This is a genomic window from Corynebacterium kroppenstedtii (assembly GCF_016894245.1).
In the GTDB taxonomy this organism is placed as follows: Bacteria; Actinomycetota; Actinomycetes; order Mycobacteriales; family Mycobacteriaceae; genus Corynebacterium.
Genome location: NZ_CP069792.1, coordinates 1130411 through 1147577, shown reverse-complemented (window position 1 = coordinate 1147577; position 17167 = coordinate 1130411). Strand labels below are relative to the sequence as shown.

Here is a 17167-nt window from a genome sequence, read left to right as displayed (position 1 = left end):
AGCCGTCGAGCTATTCTTTCAAGAAATCGTACTGCTCGTTGATATTCGCCGGGCCGGTGCGCTGAATGGGGTGTTCGCCCGCTTGGGGGTCGATGACGCACGCGTAGGTACCCGTGGTTTTTGACACGGTGGATACCCCGGCTTCGCGGAGGACACTACCCAGCATGCGGGTGATGGTGGATTTACCGCGGATACCGTTGACATGGATGTTGTAATCAAGTTTTGACATGCGCGAACGGTGCGCATTTTCTTTACGACGGAACGCGTACATTCCGGCGATCCCAGCCGTTCCTGCGAGCGCGGCGAAGGTAATCATGAAAAAATCACTCCTGGCAGAGCGTGATGAGAGATGAAGGCACTGTTACGACACGTGAAAAGCGGCCCTAACCCAATAACACCCCCTCAACCGTGACAAACGGACACCGTTGACGCCATAAACCGACCACATACGAAGTGGGCACATGTATGTGATGGAGGGCCATCAGCGTTCCCCGGGCATTAACTTCGGGCACATCACCGGGAATGGCATGAAAACAACGTGTTACCGCTACGTTTGCATGTGCTATTCACGGGGGAAGTAGGAACCCAGCACGGGGGTGTGCTTGTTGCTAGAACTCGCAGTTCCAATGTCAAAATAACCAGTGGTGAAGCTTACAGAGAACTCTAAACTCTGGCTAATGGAAATCACACAATTATCAAACACATAGGGCTTCATTTGTGCGTTTTTATGGGTAGATGGCGAGTATTTTTGTTTCCATGTCCGCTTAGTACCCCCCGATGAACGCCATCACTCGCACACTGGAAACGCATCATCTTCACTGGACAACGAACTAGTTATGAGATCGCAAATGGATGTCAGACCAGCTCATTATTACCCTCTTGAGACATAAAGTTAAAAATTCCGTAATAATTAAGGTGATATCGATCACATTTATATCTGGGTAGTTGAATATGCCAGCAGGTATAAGAAAGTGCGGGTGCTTACACACCCGCACTTTCATCTCTCATCACACCGCGTCAAGTGGCCACGGAGCTGTGCCCTAGCTCGCCTTGCCGACTCCGCACGTTGTGACACCTATGTAATCGTTGGATAGCGACAAAGCGTTACACCATCAACGCCTACATCTTATATTTACTCAAAAACTAATAATGCGGAGGCTATACAGAATAATCGGGGAAGGACCGCGTGGTCGTTACCGCCGTGGTGTCGTTATCGTCTTGAAGAGCAGCCTGAATATCAGTGGCCTGAGGGGCTGTCGGCTGCTGATAATCCGATATTGCATGCATTAAGTCTCCAGGACACCCATGCTTTAGCCCCACCAGGTGGCCAAATTCATGAGCGATCGTTCCCTGGCGAGCACTTTGTGACATTCCATCCAAATAATCAGCATTCAGTAACACGCGGTACGGATCGTGTCGTGTCCAACCCACCCACGTAGCGTCATCACGCTTGACATCAAAAACGCGAACCGAATTCGTCGTTTCCTTATCCACGACGTCAAACGTGATTGCCCCATTTGTAGCTTTGGTCCACGAACTGGCTGCGGCCTTAATTTCATCCGAATACCGAGCACTATCGTCGAAAATAACGACTTTCCCATCGTGCACGGCCCCGTGGCCTTTACGGAAAAGCTCCAACTTCGGAAGGGGCCGGCCCTGTTCAACTGCCTGATGAGCTTCCTCGCATTGTTCGGCCGAATTATCCTGCCCATTCTGTTCATTAGCGTGAGCGGATGGGCTAGTACCAGGAGCAACAAGCAGAGCTGCCGACACCGCCATAGACATCACGGCCGTCGCAAATCGTCGATGGTTACGATGCAGGTCTGTTCGAGTCCCCGATACTTGAGTGTGCTGAGATACGTGGTCGTGAGGCATAAAGCGCATGATGGATCACTTTCTGTGGTCGAGTTTCACGTGGGCACGTGCACTTCATGCTCACCACGCACTACGCGGTGCGAGGGTGTGTGGTTGTCCTTTCACATAGTGACGTGCCCCGGGCACTGTGATAACTTGCACAGTTTTGTACATCAGTATAAAAGCACCCCGGCATACGATGACGGAAATCCACCAGATGTCGGGGTGATTGGATGGAATTGAAATTTTGCTCCACACTGCGAAGTTGTCCACGGATAGGCCAGTAGCCTTTCTCCGGCGATAACTCAACTGTCTAAAGCCGATTCCAACTCCTGTATTTGTCTAGCGCTAAAGCTGCTTAGCAATTAGCGCGACAGTACCATTCTTGAGGTCAAGAATGACTCCACTATTGAAGTCGCTCGACTGGTCCTTCAAATTTTGGGCGGTTAGAACCTTCTTATCCTTAACACCTTTAGCAACCTGGTCGGCGAACTTATCAATGCCAGGGATTGCTTTCACAATCTCTTTCTTGACGTCATCGCCCTTACCGAGATCGCTGATCAAGTTGGCTAGCTTCTCTGCATCGCAGCTACTGAGATAAACGAATTGCTGCACGTTGCGCTTATTCGAAATAGTTATCTCTTTACCATCGGCCGTGAAAATGCGATCGAGAGGCTCGGCCATCGAGGTCAACGCAGTTTGACCTTCACACGAAGGCTTTGCACTTGCTGCTGGCGCAACACCTGCCGATACAGTTGCTAAACCACACGCGATAGCTCCGCTAAGCGCTAGGGCACCAATTTTTTTGGTGAGTCCCATTGATTTGTCTCCTATTGGTAATGGCCATATGGGGAACGGTGACATTCACGCGACCTCATAGCACACTCTTTACTGTGTGCCACCAGGCTCGCGCGACGTTCACCACCCCTCGGAGCCTTCAAAGAAATGCTGTCGCTCACAAATGAGGACGAGGAAAAGGGTTCCCGACCACACGAAATTTGCTGAGAGCTTGGTCTCATAGCCCAGCTCTAGGCCATTTTTACGTCACTATGACGCCACGTCACTGTGACGCCGAATCACCGCCCTCGTGTTCCACATAGGGAACCATTGAGGACGAAAATTCGCGTTGGTGGTCAGGAAAGTCTGAGGGTTAGGTGTTCTGGGTTTGGACCTAGAACCGCGGGCTACGATGGCCCCCTAAAGGGGCCGACCGCTCATACCGCGTAATGCCTATCCTTCCTGGGAGCGGCGACGGTTCCAGAGAACAACGCCTGCGCCCGTGGCTATCAAGACCATAGCCAGCAGTGCCAACCAGATCACGTTTGCACCGGTGGAAGCTAGCGCTCCACCTACTCCGTGGCTGGAGCCGCTGCCAGATCCATTACCGGAACCATTGTCGGACCCGTTACCGGAGCCGTTATCGGAACCGCTGCCAGATCCGTTATCAGAGCCGTGGCCAGCACCATTGGAGCCATTATCTGATCCGTTTGAGCCGTTACCGGAACCATTGTCGGAACCTTCAGAGTCGCCAGGCTTGCCATTGTCCGTAGACGGGGCGGGGGACTCAGATGAGGTGGTACCGCTCTGACCAGGCTTGCCCGGGGTTTCACTCGAGTTGTCCGAACCAGGCTTACCGGGGGTCGGGTGGGTTCCGGATTCACCAGGCTGGCGAGAGTCAGACGGAACCGGCTTACCTTCTGGCGACGTTACGAACGTCTGCGCAGAGTCATTGGCGTCTTCGTGCTTGACGGTCTCGCGATCATCCTTGCTCGGATTCTTCGGCGTCCCATCATCCTTGACCGTCGGCTTTCCGTTGTCATCAACAGGAATAGCCTTCTCGACAACGACGTACTTGGTACCCGGCTTCATGCGGGTCAAGGTACCGAAATCGACGGTTGCTGTGCCCTTACCACTGCCATCAACGTTCTCAAGGACAGAAGCAGGTTCAACGCCAGAGACCGGGGTGGCCTTTCCGTTCTCCACCTTCATGAGCGTACCGGTGAAGCGGTACGTGGTGTTCGGCTCCAGGCCTTGGTAATCAATGTGATCCTTCACAGTGATGCCCTTAAGAGCCTTAGCGGAGTCAACCTGAACCGGGTTTCCTTCGGACGCGCGCTCCCCGTCAACATCCACTGTTGTCGAGATCTTCGGCGTGCCGTTTGGAGTTTCATCCGGCTTATCCGCCGACGTCGACGGCTTAGTCGGCTCGACTGGCGCAACCGGCTTCGGAGCCGAGGTCGACGACGGCGACGGCGTACTCGACGCATCCTCATCATCCGGCTCAGTCACAAACGTCTGCGCCATATCGTTAGAATCCTCGTGCTTGACGGTCTCGCGATCATCCTTGCTCGGATTCTTAGGCGTCCCATCATCCTTGACAGTCGGCTTTCCGTTGTCATCAACAGGAATAGCCTTCTCAAAGACAACGTACTGCGTATCAGCCTTCATGTTGGTCAACGTACCGAAGTCAACAACCGCAGTGCCCTTACCGCTATCACCAATGGTCTCAACAACCGAAGCAGGCTTCACGTTAGACACAGGAGCCGGCTGGCCATCCTCAATCTTCATCAAGGTACCAACGAACTTGTACTTCGTACCCGGCTTCATGCCCTGGTAGTCAATATTGTCCTTGACCGAGATACCATCCTTAGCCTTCTGAGCATCAACCATCAACGGATCAACATCATTCGACTTCTTACCGTCAACCTCAACCGTGGTCGAAATCTTCGGTTTGTCGTTTGGAGCTTCGGACGGCGACGTCGTGGATGTCGCGCTGTCCGGAACCCACGGCTGAACTGGCTTCGGCGTGGTCGACGACGTCGGTGACGAGGTTGACGGCTGCGGAGCAGTGCTCGAGGAGGTCGAGGTCACCGAAGAGGAAGTAGAGGAGGTAGAGGATTCTTCACCAGCAACGAAGGTCTGGGAATCATCATCCGCATCCTCGTGAGTCACGGTCTCCCGGTTGTCCTCATCGGGGTTCTTCGGGGTTCCGTCATCCTTGACTGTCGGGTTTTCGCTCTTGTCAACCGGGACAGCCTTCTCAAAGACGACGTACTGCATATCCGGCTTCAAGTCAGTAATCGTGCCGAAGTCAACGGTGGCAGTGCCCTTACCGCTGTCATCAACAGACTCGACGACTGAGGCAGGCTTGACACCGGAAACCGGCTTGGCCTTGCCATTTTCAACCTTCATCAAGGTACCGGTGAACTCGTACTTCGTTTTCGGAGCAAGGCCCTCGTAGTCGATGTGGTCCTTAACGTTAATGCCCTCATGGAGCTTGGACGCATCAACCTTGACCGGGTTACCCTCGGCAGATTTCTTGCCGTCAACATCGACAGTGGTCGAAATCTTCGGGTTGTGGTTCTCCGGGACCTTAGCGGTCGACGATGCCGACGTGCTCGACTCAGACGCCGAGGTGCTTGACGACGGCTTATCGCTCGAGGTCGACGAGCTAGTCGACGTTACACGTGAAGACGACGTCGTGGAGGACTCTGAACCAGACGAAGTCGGAACGACCGGCTTCGGAGCCGAGGTACTAGCAGAAGTCGAGGACGAAGCGGACGACGAAGAGGAAGAGGACGAAGACGACGGGGTCTCCTTATCCCACTTCACGTTAATGCCAGCAGTAGCGTTCGACGGAACGTCCTTGCTGGGCTTCAGAGTGATGATCCACTGGGAATCGTCATTTCCAACTGGTTTGAGCAAAGTACCTGCCGGGAGCTTTGACGTCTTCGTGGTAGTAGCGAAGACCTTAGCCTGGCCAGGGTCAGTTCCGCTCGGAACCGTCAGCTTCAGCTCAGACGGAACGGCGACTTCATCACCGTTATTCACGGTCTTGCCGTTAGCGTCAGTGAGCTTCGCTCCTGAGGGAAGACCGTCAACCTTGATGGCCGCCTTGTCGTTGTCAGAGTTACCAGATACCGAAATCGGGATAACAGTTCCGTCACCGTTTTCAGTACGGTTGCCCTGAGAGATCTTCACAGTTGCCGGCTCAGCTTCGTCTGAAGAAGCGGAGTAGTTTTCCGCTTGAGAGACCATTGCATGAGCGATCTTGCGAACTTTTTCAGTTCTGTCCTTATCGACGCCGTGGGCGCGAGCGTTGGCCAGGTGTCCACGGACCACCTGACGATCAATAGGACGTCCTTGCAGGCTCCATACCGCCATAGATGCAGCTAACTGGGCATTCGTAGCATTTGCATCCGAAACGCCAGACTGGCTAGCGATTGTTTGCCAGTCTTGGGAGCTAATAGCCTCGCCCCACTTTGCAGCAAACTTCCGAGCAAGATCGGTGTCTACAGTAAACGTCCGTCCGTCACGCTGGTGCGAAGGTGTCGTGTTACTATCCGCCACTACATAGGCGCTGGCATGTCTGGAATCATCGCCGGCAAGGCCTACACAGACCGCGGGAGTGTCCCCCGCCACGGCGAACGTCCCGTACACATTTTCGTCGACGTAATCGTCGGGGGAAGTTTCGGGAAGCTCGTCGGCTACGTAATACTGATAGAGCCCATTAACGATAGCGCTCTATTAGAGCCTCCGGGAGCAGCTAACTCGCCTGCTTCCTCGGGGTCGATCTTGCCAGTCGCACTTGCACTGGGATCGCCAATATCGGACGCTCCGTAAGCGGTTGGTGTCATGTCGGATGGTGCAAACCGTGCGACTCCCAACAGCAGGGCCATTGCGCCGATGATGGCGTAGACCACGCGTGCGCGCGACTCACCTCCCTGGCTATTACGGCGCTTGCGCGCCTGTGGTTATGCATCTCAAAACTCCATAGAGGTAAAACAACAGTACCTATGGCCCCTATGTTGCAGAGCAGCAATAACGTATCCACTGTCACCGAGCACCAATCAAAGTTTCCTGAAAATACAGGGACTTCTACAACGTAAGTGACATGGTCACAGGAAATAGTGGCTACTGGTCCGTAAACCAAATGCTGCACGCTGTACAAAATTGCCTCCGTATGAGGTATTAAATCAGGACTGCAGTCTTTTACGCTTGATCGCTACCACATCGAGCTACCCCCATTATCGAAGGTCAGACATCCTAGAATATGGCGCATACGCTGCACATGAAGTTTTCAGCTTACGTTAACGCCGCTTTATAGCTGTTTTTAAAAATACGAACCGCCCACCCCCAATTGGTTCTCAGTGTTAACGGATTGTTATACAAATAATTTTTATAGGGCACACGAAAAGGGGCGAGCAATGGTTATCAACCACTACTCGCCCCTATGCAGAGACAATAAGAGGTACTACTTAGAGTCCTCTATTTCTTGAATGGGAAGCCCAGCTCGCGCAGCAGCACGCGGCCCTCTTCGTTATTTGTTGCGGACGTCACCACAGTGATATTCATACCGCGGGGACGGTCAATCTTGTCTACGTCCAGCTCGTAGAACATGGACTGCTCGGCCAGACCGAAGGTGTAGTTACCGTGTCCATCGAACTGCTTATCCGACAGACCACGGAAGTCACGAATACGCGGGAGAGCAACCGTCAGAAGACGGTCGAGGAATTCCCACATACGGTCGCCACGTAGGGTGACGCGAGCACCAATCGGCATGCCCTCGCGCAGCTTGAAGTTAGCAATAGCCTTCTTCGCGCGGCGGATCTGTGGCTTCTGACCCGTGATCAAAGTGAGGTCGTTCAGTGCGCCGTTGATCAACTTGGAGTCACGAGCGGCGTCGCCAACACCCATGTTGACAACGACCTTGGTGATACCCGGGATCTGCATGACATTCTCGTACTCGAACTCTTTGTTCAGAGTCTCGCGAATCTCGCTGCGGTACCGAGTCTTCAAACGGGGGGTGTAGTTCTCGCTCATGGTTAAATGTCCTTCCCGGTACGTCGGGAGATACGGACCTTCTTGCCGTTCTCGTCGAAACGGTACCCAACACGCGTCGGGTTACCGTCAGCATCGATGATCATCACGTTAGAGACGTGGATGGGAGCTTCCTGGGTGACAATTCCACCCGACTCCGCGCCACGCTCCGGTGCTGAATTAGCGACATGCTTCTTGATGCGGTTAACACCCTCAACCAGGACTTTCTCACGCTTCGGATAAGCCTCAATGACCTTACCCTTCGCACCTTTGTCCGGGCCAGAGATGACGATGACGGTATCGCCCTTATGGATCTTCATTTAGAGCACCTCCGGGGCGAGCGAGACAATCTTCATGAACTTCTTGTCGCGCAACTCGCGGGCAACAGGCCCGAAAATACGCGTACCACGTGGCTCATTGTCGTTACGGATAAGAACGGCAGCGTTCTCGTCGAAACGAATGTACGAGCCATCCGGGCGGCGGGTTTCCTTCTTCGCGCGGACGATAACAGCCTTGACGATGTCGCCGGCCTTAACATTTCCGCCGGGGGTTGCTTCCTTCACGGTGGCAACGATGACATCACCAATACCAGCGAAGCGGCGTGTGGAACCACCGAGCACACGGATGCACAGGATTTCCCGCGCACCCGTGTTATCGGCGACTCGCAAACGCGATTCCTGCTGAATCACTAGAGTCTCCTAGACCTGGGGTTGTTGCTTCGTGCGCCGGATTTCCGACCCGAACGCACCTGGTCTTGTCTGTTTTGAGATGGTTAGCCCGATCCTTCAGCACTCATCCTCACCCAAAACCAGGGCGACATGAGCACTGAACAGCTGGTGGTAACTGCACCCTGCCACACGCAATTAACCCTGCCACACGCAATTAGTGCGCTGACCAGGTGAGAATCACGCCTTCCGCTTGCTATATCGCAGAAAAGGATAGCGACGTTACCACATTCGGGCAGGTTAACCACTTGCCTCAGACAACCCGGACAGTATTGCATACATCAGGGCAATCATCCAACCCTGCGAGCAACAAAACGGATAGGCCCCCATCCCACCGGCTGCCGGCTCTCCACTTCAAAGCCAGCATCGCGTAACGCAACCCGAACGTCCCGCTCAGTCGGAATCGACGCCCCCGAGACAAGCATGCGTTGGATGTCCGCCTCGTAGTCTTCTTCATCACCGGAGCCGTCGTCGGCCAGAACCTGGGTAACAATGACGATTAACGACACAGTGTCTGAAAGATGAGCTATAACACCAGCACCGCTGACTGAACCATCGGAACTGGAATCGGGACTTCCCGAACCCATATTCGAGTCCATTCCGGCCACGGCACCGCCCCACGGATCATGAACGACGGCAACATCGGCCCGAGGGATATCGAACTGATCCGACGGGACAGACGCAGGATCCGACGCGTGGACATGGGAGACCCGAGAGCGTCGAGAATCATTGACTTCCGCCATGTTGAGCTCTTCATGCTCCGGACGATCCACAATCGTAACCGACAAGGACGGATTGGTGCGGGTGAGCTCATCGGCGAGAACAGCGGCACCAGGGCCCAGCGTCAGCGCCGAGGAGGCACCACCTAGGTCCAAGCCCGCCACCACAGCGGGCGCAACCCAACTCATGCGGAGGTTCGCACCCACCGCCATATGGCTATCCAGCTCCGGCTTCGCGTCCTGCCACTCGGACATTGTGCGACCGGATGTGCCTAGCTGGACGGGATTCCCGGTACGCAAACCGCGGCCCACGTGGATAAAGGACATGGCGGGCATGGAACCGAAGCCCGATAGGTAGCCACCCGCTGGAGAGGTCGGGTCCGCCAACTCCATACCCACCGGAGTGAGCCCATACGTCACCGCGCCGTCAGAAGGCTGATCTGAGGACGGGCTTTCTTCATGCTCGATAGTCACCAGCTCCAAGGCGGCTAGATACCGCATAAACCTCACCAAGCGATCAGAGGCAATACCAGTCTTCTCGGCCAGGGGCTCCGGGGTGGTCAAGCCGGCGTCGATGGCTGCGAATATGCCGGCCTCGGCGCCAGCTCGGACGGCGAAGGCCGGGGCAATATCTGCCATCTCCGCCAAGCGGTTGTAGGCGGCGATGGTGCTGGTGGCCTTGCTGGTGGAGGCGTTGCCGTCACGCCAATAGCCCACGATCTGGGTGTTCTCCGGCTTCACGCCGCGTTCCTTAACCAGCTTGCGAATGCCGCGGAGCTGGCCGGCCTCCCCAGCGCACCAGACGTACGGCGTGCCCTCGGGCCAGTCCAGGGATTCGAGCGCGCTGCCAAGAGACTGACCCTGGGACCTCACCACCCAATGCAGTTCCACGTCGGGGGATGAAATATTCAACTTCTGAATACGGTCCGGCGTGGTGACCTCAATGACCGCGACCGCTTTTAATGAGGGGTAGCTCTCCACGCACCGGCCGATGGCCGGCAACGCGGTCTCGTCCCCCGCCAGGAGCAAACAATCCACCCCCTCGGGAAGAGCGCCACAATTCTTCGGACCGGCCATATAAATACTGTCACCAGGAGCCGCGGACTCCGACCACGATTCGGCCAAGCCAGACCCATGACGGGCGAAATCAATATCCACTTCACCGGTCCCGGCATCCCATCGGCGCACTGTGTACGTGCGGAACAACTCGTTGATTTCCGCAGTCCACTCCAAACGACCATCACCCAACGCCCTGGGGGCCGGCCGCTCCCCTGTCTCCGGGTGGGGGAAAATCAAACGCACGTCGTCGTCAAAACCTGTGCTTATCATCTCGGGGACCTGCACGTCGCCCTGTTGGTGGGCGTCAAATTCGTCACTGGTGAACGTAATGCGTCGCATTCCCGGGGTGATGTCTACAACACGACTCACCGTAATCTCGCGCAGAGAAATCGGGAAAATGTCGTGGTGACGGCTATTGCGTTTCATATGCTCAATCCTTTAAATATTTGGGTTTAACGTTCCACGGGCACCCATCCCGCCCGTACGGTACAAGAAAACCCGGGCATGCCACACAGCACACCCGGGAAACCATCATCCGATACGCCACCCCACAGCTACAGAGCAGCGTCGGCAATGAAGTAAGTAAACAGCCTTACTTATCGGAGTCATCCTTCGAATCAGACTTGTTATCCGACACCTTCTTCAACTCCGGCTTGATTTCCTTCAAAGCCCACTCACGGGACAATGAGGACGGAACATACAGCGCCGAGGACACAGCCTTATTATCCTCAACCGTGGCACCGCTCTTGACCTGCTTCAGATCGTTGTAACCCGGAACAGCGCGAACCGCGTCCATCCCGTCGGCAGCGAAAAGAACCATGAAGTCCGCAGTCAACTTGTCAATGTTCTCCGGAGAAATCATGGCCCGGCCCTGCTGAGTCGGAATCGAACCATCCGTGTACCCGGCAGGCAGCTTCATCCCCAGGTCGGTGAAGAACTGGTTGGCCGGGTTGGCCTCATCGGTAATCACACCGAAGTTCCCGCTGCGGTGCTGAACCACCAACGCCGACTTACCTTCCAGCCCCTTCAAGTCCTTCTTCGCGTTCTCGAAGGCTTCCGAGTCCTTCTTCTCGACGTCCTTGACCTTGTCCTCATCCTGGTAAATCTTGCCCAAGGCCTCCAGCTGTGGCTTCCAGCCGATCAGCTGCGGATCCTGGCCCATACCCGGAAGGGTCGGCGCAACGTCCTTCAGCTTGTTGTAAGCATCCTCATTAATGCGGTAGAAGTCACCAACGATAAAGTCGGGCTTCTCGGCCGCGATCTTCTCTACCGGCAGTTCGCGAGGATCGGCGTCAATCTTCTTGACGTCTTTCAGCTTGTCGTTCTTCCACGTGGCGTTTTGGGCATCATCCGGGCTCTGAACAACAACATCGGGGGTAATGCCCAAGGCAAGGAGGTTATCAACCGACGTACCCATCGCCACAACCTTCTTCGGCTTCACCGGGTACGTATCTTCACCCCACGCGTGCTTAATCGTGACTTCCTTGGCATCCGACGAATCCTTCGCACCCTCAGACGCGCTCTGGCTGGTTGAATCTGCGGCAGTGGAATCGCTGGAACTGTCGTCATCATTCGAGCACGCACCCAGAACCAACGAACCGGCTAACGTCAGAGCGATCAAGGGCATTGGGCGAACAAGTGAACGCTTCACGGAAACTCCAATACATAAGTATGAACAATGCAGGCCACGAGGCTGTGGCAGAGGCTGACAATCATCTGGTTGGGGGCCAGGATGACCACCAACCCGCGATCCGTCTACCATTCAGTATGGCTTGCCTAATTTACTGACACGATAGCGTGCGGAACTTCCCTAGACAACACCTATAAGGGAACGTCCCCCACAATTCACCCCCAAGGAGAACTTACCAGTGGCAATCCCACCCATCGCGCCGTACACCATCCCCACCCTCTCGGCGAAACCCGCTGTCAACTGGGCACTTCATGCCGATCGCGCGGCTCTCTTGGTTCACGACATGCAGAACTACTTCATCTCTGCGTATACCCCCGACAAAGAGCCAGCGTCCGCGATGGTGGCCAACATTCAACAACTCGTTGCTCGTGCCGACAAGGCCAACATCCCCGTCTTCTACACGGCCCAACCGCCGGAACAGAAGAAATACCGCCGAGGGCTGCTCCGCGAATTGTGGGGGCAAGGTATTCAAACCGACGCGGACGCGGACATTATCCCGGAGTTGACACCGCAGAAGCACCACCATGTGATCACCAAGTGGAGGTACTCGGCGTTCGCCCGAACAGACCTTCGAGAATCCTTAGCGTTTGCAAAGCGCGACCAACTGATCATCACCGGGGTTTACGGCCACATGGGATGCGGGGTGAGTGCGGTGGACGCATTCATGAACGACATCCAGCCGTTCCTTGTTCGCGATGCCATTGCCGACTTCACCCGCGACGACCACGCCGCGACCATTGATTGGGTGGCGCGACGGTGCGGACGCGTGGTTGATGCTGAGGAGGTGGTGGACGTGCTGGAGGGGTGAGGGGTGTTTGAGCTGGTCGAGCCCCCGGGCTAGCGCCCCGCAACCCCGGACGCGACAGGAGCGGGTTGCCCTATCGGTCGTTACATTTGTGGCGCTTCGGTGAGTGGCAGAACCAAGCTATCGACAGTAGGCAGGCCCTCTGGAGCAGGAATAGAACACTCCATCTTTAGGGGTCCTCTCTCGAGAACAAAGGCGACACACTGCCCGGGGCCGACATGCTGAGGTGACCGTTTGTCGCAACTTAATCTAGAGGGAGTCAGAATTTCCGGCTGATACGACATAAGGCGGTGTGGACGGAATCCTGGAGGATTTGATCCCGTGGCTAACCGTAAATACACCCCGGAAGAGAAAAAGGGCTGCTTTAAAGAAGTTTGACCAGATCCAGTCGGCGACGAAACGGTACGCACCCTCGGCTATCCCGGTAGCTGGACATTGCACACGTGGCTTCGGGAGCGGCACACCACAGAGCCGACACCGTTTCGCCATGAGAAGCTGACCGCTACCCGTTTTCCGCCAAGTTGGCTGCGGCAAAGATATATAAGGAAGGCTACAGCCCGCAATTCATTGCGGAGAAGTTCGGCCTGCGTCCGAAGGTGAGTGTTTGATCGTTGGGGCCCAGACCTACCGCGACAAACCAGAGTGGGCCTCAACGTGTAAACGCGAACGAGAGACCCGAGCCGGTTTCCCCACCCGGGCAAGCCTGGAAGTATCCTTTCCTGATGATGTCGACAAGCTTAAACGACAACTAGCCAAGCTCACCGTTGAGAAAGCTCTCGTCGGCAAGGAGCTGAAACTAGTAAAAAAGACGACAGCCTCACCCCCGGCGAGCTGAGTCATCGGCATACAACGCGAGACACCCGACGCGTTACGCACACAGTTACCACTAGCGATGCTGCTGGACGTCGCGGGTCTGGCGCCGTCGAGTTTCTACTATCAACTCCAGGCATCCCGCAGGCCGGATAAATATGCCGGGCTACGCCGGACTGTGGCTGAGCACGCCCTTACCTACGAGTACCGCAGGTTGAAGTACTCACTGGCCCGCGACGGTGTCGTCGTTAGCGAGAAAGTCATCCGCCGCATCACTAAAGAAGACGGCATCCTCGTGCGATACAAACGAACCAAGGCCCGCTACTCAAGCTACAAAGGAGAGATCGCACCGGCAGCCCACGACCTGGTTAAACGGATTTTTCACGCGGACTATCCGGGCCGATTGTGGCTAACGGATGTCACCGACATGGCTGCTGACGATGGGAAAGTCTATTTGTCGGCCCTGATTGACTGCTTTGATTCCTCAGTGGTGGGCTGGGCAGTCGGCTTCAACCCGAACCAGCAACTCGTGGATGCCAGCCTTCGACATGCGCTGACTACGAACCCGCCCGATGATCCCTCGCAACTGGTGATCCACTCTGATCCGGGCTGCCAATACCGCAGTCGGAACTGGTGTAACGCTGCCACCACAGTCGGTTTCCACAAGCCCATGTCACGGCGGGGGTGCAGCCCGGATAATGCTGCATGTGAAGCCTTTTTCGGCCGGATGACAGTTGAGATGTTCCACGACTACCACTGGCATCGTAAGACCGAGTTAGCGGCCACGGTCGAAGACTATCTGAAGTTCTACAACACCGAACACATCACCAACACGCTAGGCGGACTGACTACCGAAGAACACCACCGTATGATGACGGCATAACCTGTCCAAAAAAGAGTCCACACCGCCTAAAGTGTGTCCCAGACCGGTGATTTCTGACCCTTGATCTGGGAAAAGACGGAAAATATATGCTCGGCGGGCATATATCTGCCTCTTTAACTGGAAATACACGGTGTTGCACCTTACCTGTGGTATGGGGCAATGATCTCGTGGCCCCATGCCCAAAAACCGACCACGCTGTCACTGCAACGCCACCATGAAACGCAACGGGACCACCAAGGCAGGCACCACACGATGGCGATGCACCACCTGCGGAGCCTCCACAACCAACCGCCGCCCCGATATCACCAACGTTCAAGCATTTACCGCGTTTATTGAGCATGTCACCACCGAAGCCACACTGACCACACTCGCCGACCAGATGGGGTGCTCACCACGCACTCTGCAACGCCGGTTCACCCCCTTTTGGCTCATCGACATCCCGGAGCCCACCACCGGTCACACCGCGAGGGTCTCCGACCAAATCTTCCTTGACGGCACCTACACCGCCGGCGGGTGTTTAATCATCGCCGCCAGCATCGACCACGTCATCGCCTGGCGGTGGTGCACACGCGAAACCACCAACGACTACCGGCGACTGATCGAACCTATCCCCGCCCCGATAATTGCCGTCATCGACGGCGGACGAGGGGCCACCGCCGCGATCACAACGTGCTGGCCAGAAACAAAAATCCAGCGCTGCCTCGTCCACCCCCAACGGGTGGTCTGCCGCTACACCACCACCCGGCCCCGCACCGATGCCGGGCGTATCCTCTACCGGCTGGCGTTGACACTCACCCGGATAACCACCCTTGATCAGGCCGCCGACTGGGGTGTGAGGCTGCATGAATTCTCCACCGCCTAACCACGACTGGCTAGACGAAAAAACCTTTATCAAAGACCCCACAACCGGCAGCTGGACTCGCACATGGACACACGCGGCCATCCGCAAGGCCTACAACAGTCTGAACTACCTGTGGCGCCATGACCTGCTGTTTGTCTACCTGCCCCAGCCCGAAGGTGTGCTTGACCCTGAGCGGATTAAATCCGCAACCAACAGTCTGGAAGGAGGGATCAACTCCCAACTCAAACACTTAGCCCGCGCCCACCGCGGCCGATCGGTGAACACCAGCGCCACATGCTCAACTGGTGGTTGTATCTGAATACGCATCTGCCTGACGACCCTATACAGATCGCCAGGCATTGCAATTTCGGCCAGGATCAACTCACCAAAGTATCCGCCCGGACCTGCAACGAGAACCACGCCGACTACCACACAGGACGACCAGCCCTCTACGACAAGGGTATCGACATCGAGTACACCCACTCAATCGGCATCCAAAAAGGACAAATTTAACCCCCGGGGCGACACGCCGAGGAAACACACTTTTGTCGTATAACCCCGCTTTTGACCAAAGAAGCACCACGTCGTATAGGCCTAAAAGAAGAAGCCGCGCGGAGATGCACAGCTTCTTGTTTTGTTGTAGTGAGTGATCACTCGAAAAGCTGAGTCATGTAGAAAGAGTGGTTTTGCTCGCTGTAAGCAACGCCAACACCGATCTTAGTCTTGCCAGAGTCAAGAATGTTGGCACGGTGACCCGGGGAGTTCATCCATGACTGTTCTGCCTCAGCGATGGCCTCCTTAGAGTTGCTTGTGTAAATGTTTTCGGCATATGGCATATCAGAGTGGTTAAAATCTTGGTTATCCGCCATATGTTGGGACCATTCCTGCGCCTTCTGCGTCAGCGTTGCATCTTTCTCAAAGGCTGGAAGACCATTGGCTTCACGATCTTTATTCGCCTGGTCAATGATGTAGTCTGGCCCCTGGTCCATAGGAATCGTCGAAGCGTCGGCCGAAGGGGCGCTACCTTGGACAACTACAGGCTCCGGATTACCGGAGTTAAGAATGCTACCGAGGAAGTCGAATCCACTTGCCGGTTGAACAGCAACGCTATCTGAAGTGACTTCGTCAGCGTGGGCCTGCGTCTGTGTCGAGGATAGGAAAAGTCCCGCCCCCAACAACGCCGGTAGCGAAGAGTGTATAAGTGGTGAATCGTTGTAGCCCTGTGCGCAAGGATATGTCCTTTCTTACTAAAACTTAATGCTCCTACGGTAGGAAACCTGGCCAACGAAGTGTTTATCCAACCAGCTACCTCATGAGCATCCCATTCCGACAGTATAGCAATCAAAAAGAGAGCACAAGGATTGCTTTAAGAAGTGATGCATTTCACACATGTAGCGTCATTTAACGCGTTCTATAGATAGGCAACACCGAACACACAATTTGCCTATACCTTAGCACGCACCTCGCGGTTCTTTTCTACTCAATCGTTGGTTTTACTCAATCGCTGAGATTATCCCTCTAGTCAAAGTAATCCACACCAAGGCATCACACACCTGGCCATATGATCGCCGTGGCGTTCCGTATTTGGGCCTGCCCGAGATAGACGCACCCCTGTCTCATTATGGATATGAGCAGGTGAACACAACGTGAGCATGCATAGCATTTTAAAGCTGCACCACGGTAGAAGAGAAAGAATTAGTGATGGTGGCGAGGGCCCAAATAGCCGATGCGAATAGATCCGCGAAGCCGCAGGGTTGACTTTTAAATTTACTCTCCACCATCCTAGATTTTCACCACATTCCCGAAAATGATGCAGAGGATGGTAATCCCAGTTTCCTGGTTCACAATATTTGGAGGAAGTGTCAACCTGGTTTCTCGAGCGTTATCCCGATTGAACACTTACGACTAAAAAAGACGGAACAAACCTCACGGCTGGAACTACTTAGACTTATCTCCGTGGG

14 protein-coding genes and 1 pseudogene are annotated in these 17167 nt (G+C 55.1%); 5 read left to right on the top strand and 10 right to left on the bottom strand.

The genetic code is table 11. The annotated features are described in order from the left end of the window. Window positions 1-10: 10 nt before the first annotated feature. The 4 genes from I6J23_RS10695 to I6J23_RS05030 all read right to left on the bottom strand — a co-directional run bounded on the left by I6J23_RS10695 (window position 11) and on the right by I6J23_RS05030 (window position 6204). Window positions 11-316, bottom strand: coding sequence for a hypothetical protein (locus tag I6J23_RS10695; RefSeq protein WP_239455003.1), 306 nt, complete (start codon window positions 314-316; stop codon window positions 11-13). Window positions 317-1158: 842 nt separating this feature from the next. Beyond that, entirely contained in the window at window positions 1159-1875 is a 717-nt protein-coding gene (locus I6J23_RS05040; protein WP_204582763.1) for a M43 family zinc metalloprotease, read from the bottom strand. Between the two features lie 327 nt (window positions 1876-2202). Then, window positions 2203-2673, bottom strand: a complete 471-nt coding sequence (locus I6J23_RS05035; protein WP_204582762.1) for a hypothetical protein — start codon at window positions 2671-2673, stop codon at window positions 2203-2205. Window positions 2674-3084: 411 nt separating this feature from the next. Beyond that, complete coding sequence (locus I6J23_RS05030) at window positions 3085-6204, bottom strand: VaFE repeat-containing surface-anchored protein (RefSeq protein WP_204582761.1); 3120 nt, start codon at window positions 6202-6204, stop codon at window positions 3085-3087. A gap of 15 nt (window positions 6205-6219) precedes the next feature. Between I6J23_RS05030 and I6J23_RS05025 the strand changes: the two genes are divergently transcribed. After that, entirely contained in the window at window positions 6220-6477 is a 258-nt protein-coding gene (locus I6J23_RS05025) for a hypothetical protein (protein WP_204582760.1), read from the top strand. Between the two features lie 645 nt (window positions 6478-7122). Here I6J23_RS05025 and rplE read toward each other — a convergent pair. The 5 genes from rplE to I6J23_RS05000 all read right to left on the bottom strand — a co-directional run bounded on the left by rplE (window position 7123) and on the right by I6J23_RS05000 (window position 11828). Further along, window positions 7123-7677: a 50S ribosomal protein L5 gene (gene rplE / locus I6J23_RS05020; RefSeq protein ID WP_046202879.1), complete on the bottom strand. Its 555-nt coding sequence runs from the start codon at window positions 7675-7677 to the stop codon at window positions 7123-7125. A 2-nt stretch (window positions 7678-7679) separates the two neighbouring features. After that, entirely contained in the window at window positions 7680-7994 is a 315-nt protein-coding gene (gene rplX, locus I6J23_RS05015; protein WP_046202878.1) for a 50S ribosomal protein L24, read from the bottom strand. Continuing rightward, window positions 7995-8363: a 50S ribosomal protein L14 gene (gene rplN / locus I6J23_RS05010; protein ID WP_012732418.1), complete on the bottom strand. Its 369-nt coding sequence runs from the start codon at window positions 8361-8363 to the stop codon at window positions 7995-7997. Window positions 8364-8689: 326 nt separating this feature from the next. Then, on the bottom strand, window positions 8690-10603 hold the full coding sequence (locus tag I6J23_RS05005) for a siderophore-interacting protein (protein ID WP_204582759.1): 1914 nt from the start codon (window positions 10601-10603) through the stop codon (window positions 8690-8692). A gap of 166 nt (window positions 10604-10769) precedes the next feature. Further along, entirely contained in the window at window positions 10770-11828 is a 1059-nt protein-coding gene (locus I6J23_RS05000) for an ABC transporter substrate-binding protein (RefSeq protein WP_204582758.1), read from the bottom strand. A 217-nt stretch (window positions 11829-12045) separates the two neighbouring features. On the opposite strand from I6J23_RS05000, the gene I6J23_RS04995 reads away from it, so the two are divergent. The 4 genes and pseudogenes from I6J23_RS04995 to I6J23_RS04980 all read left to right on the top strand — a co-directional run bounded on the left by I6J23_RS04995 (window position 12046) and on the right by I6J23_RS04980 (window position 15719). Further along, window positions 12046-12675, top strand: a complete 630-nt coding sequence (locus tag I6J23_RS04995) for an isochorismatase family protein (protein WP_204582757.1) — start codon at window positions 12046-12048, stop codon at window positions 12673-12675. A 601-nt stretch (window positions 12676-13276) separates the two neighbouring features. Beyond that, window positions 13277-13507: a hypothetical protein gene (locus tag I6J23_RS04990; RefSeq protein WP_204582756.1), complete on the top strand. Its 231-nt coding sequence runs from the start codon at window positions 13277-13279 to the stop codon at window positions 13505-13507. A 3-nt stretch (window positions 13508-13510) separates the two neighbouring features. Next, window positions 13511-14365 carry an IS3 family transposase gene (locus I6J23_RS04985; RefSeq protein WP_343287138.1) on the top strand — a complete coding sequence of 285 codons (855 nt, stop codon included), beginning with the start codon at window positions 13511-13513 and terminating at the stop codon, window positions 14363-14365. Window positions 14366-14540: 175 nt separating this feature from the next. Continuing rightward, window positions 14541-15719: pseudogene (locus I6J23_RS04980) on the top strand (IS1249 family transposase). A 137-nt stretch (window positions 15720-15856) separates the two neighbouring features. Here the strand turns inward: I6J23_RS04980 and I6J23_RS04975 are convergent. After that, window positions 15857-16384 carry a CAP domain-containing protein gene (locus I6J23_RS04975; protein WP_204582754.1) on the bottom strand — a complete coding sequence of 176 codons (528 nt, stop codon included), beginning with the start codon at window positions 16382-16384 and terminating at the stop codon, window positions 15857-15859. Window positions 16385-17167: the final 783 nt, after the last annotated feature.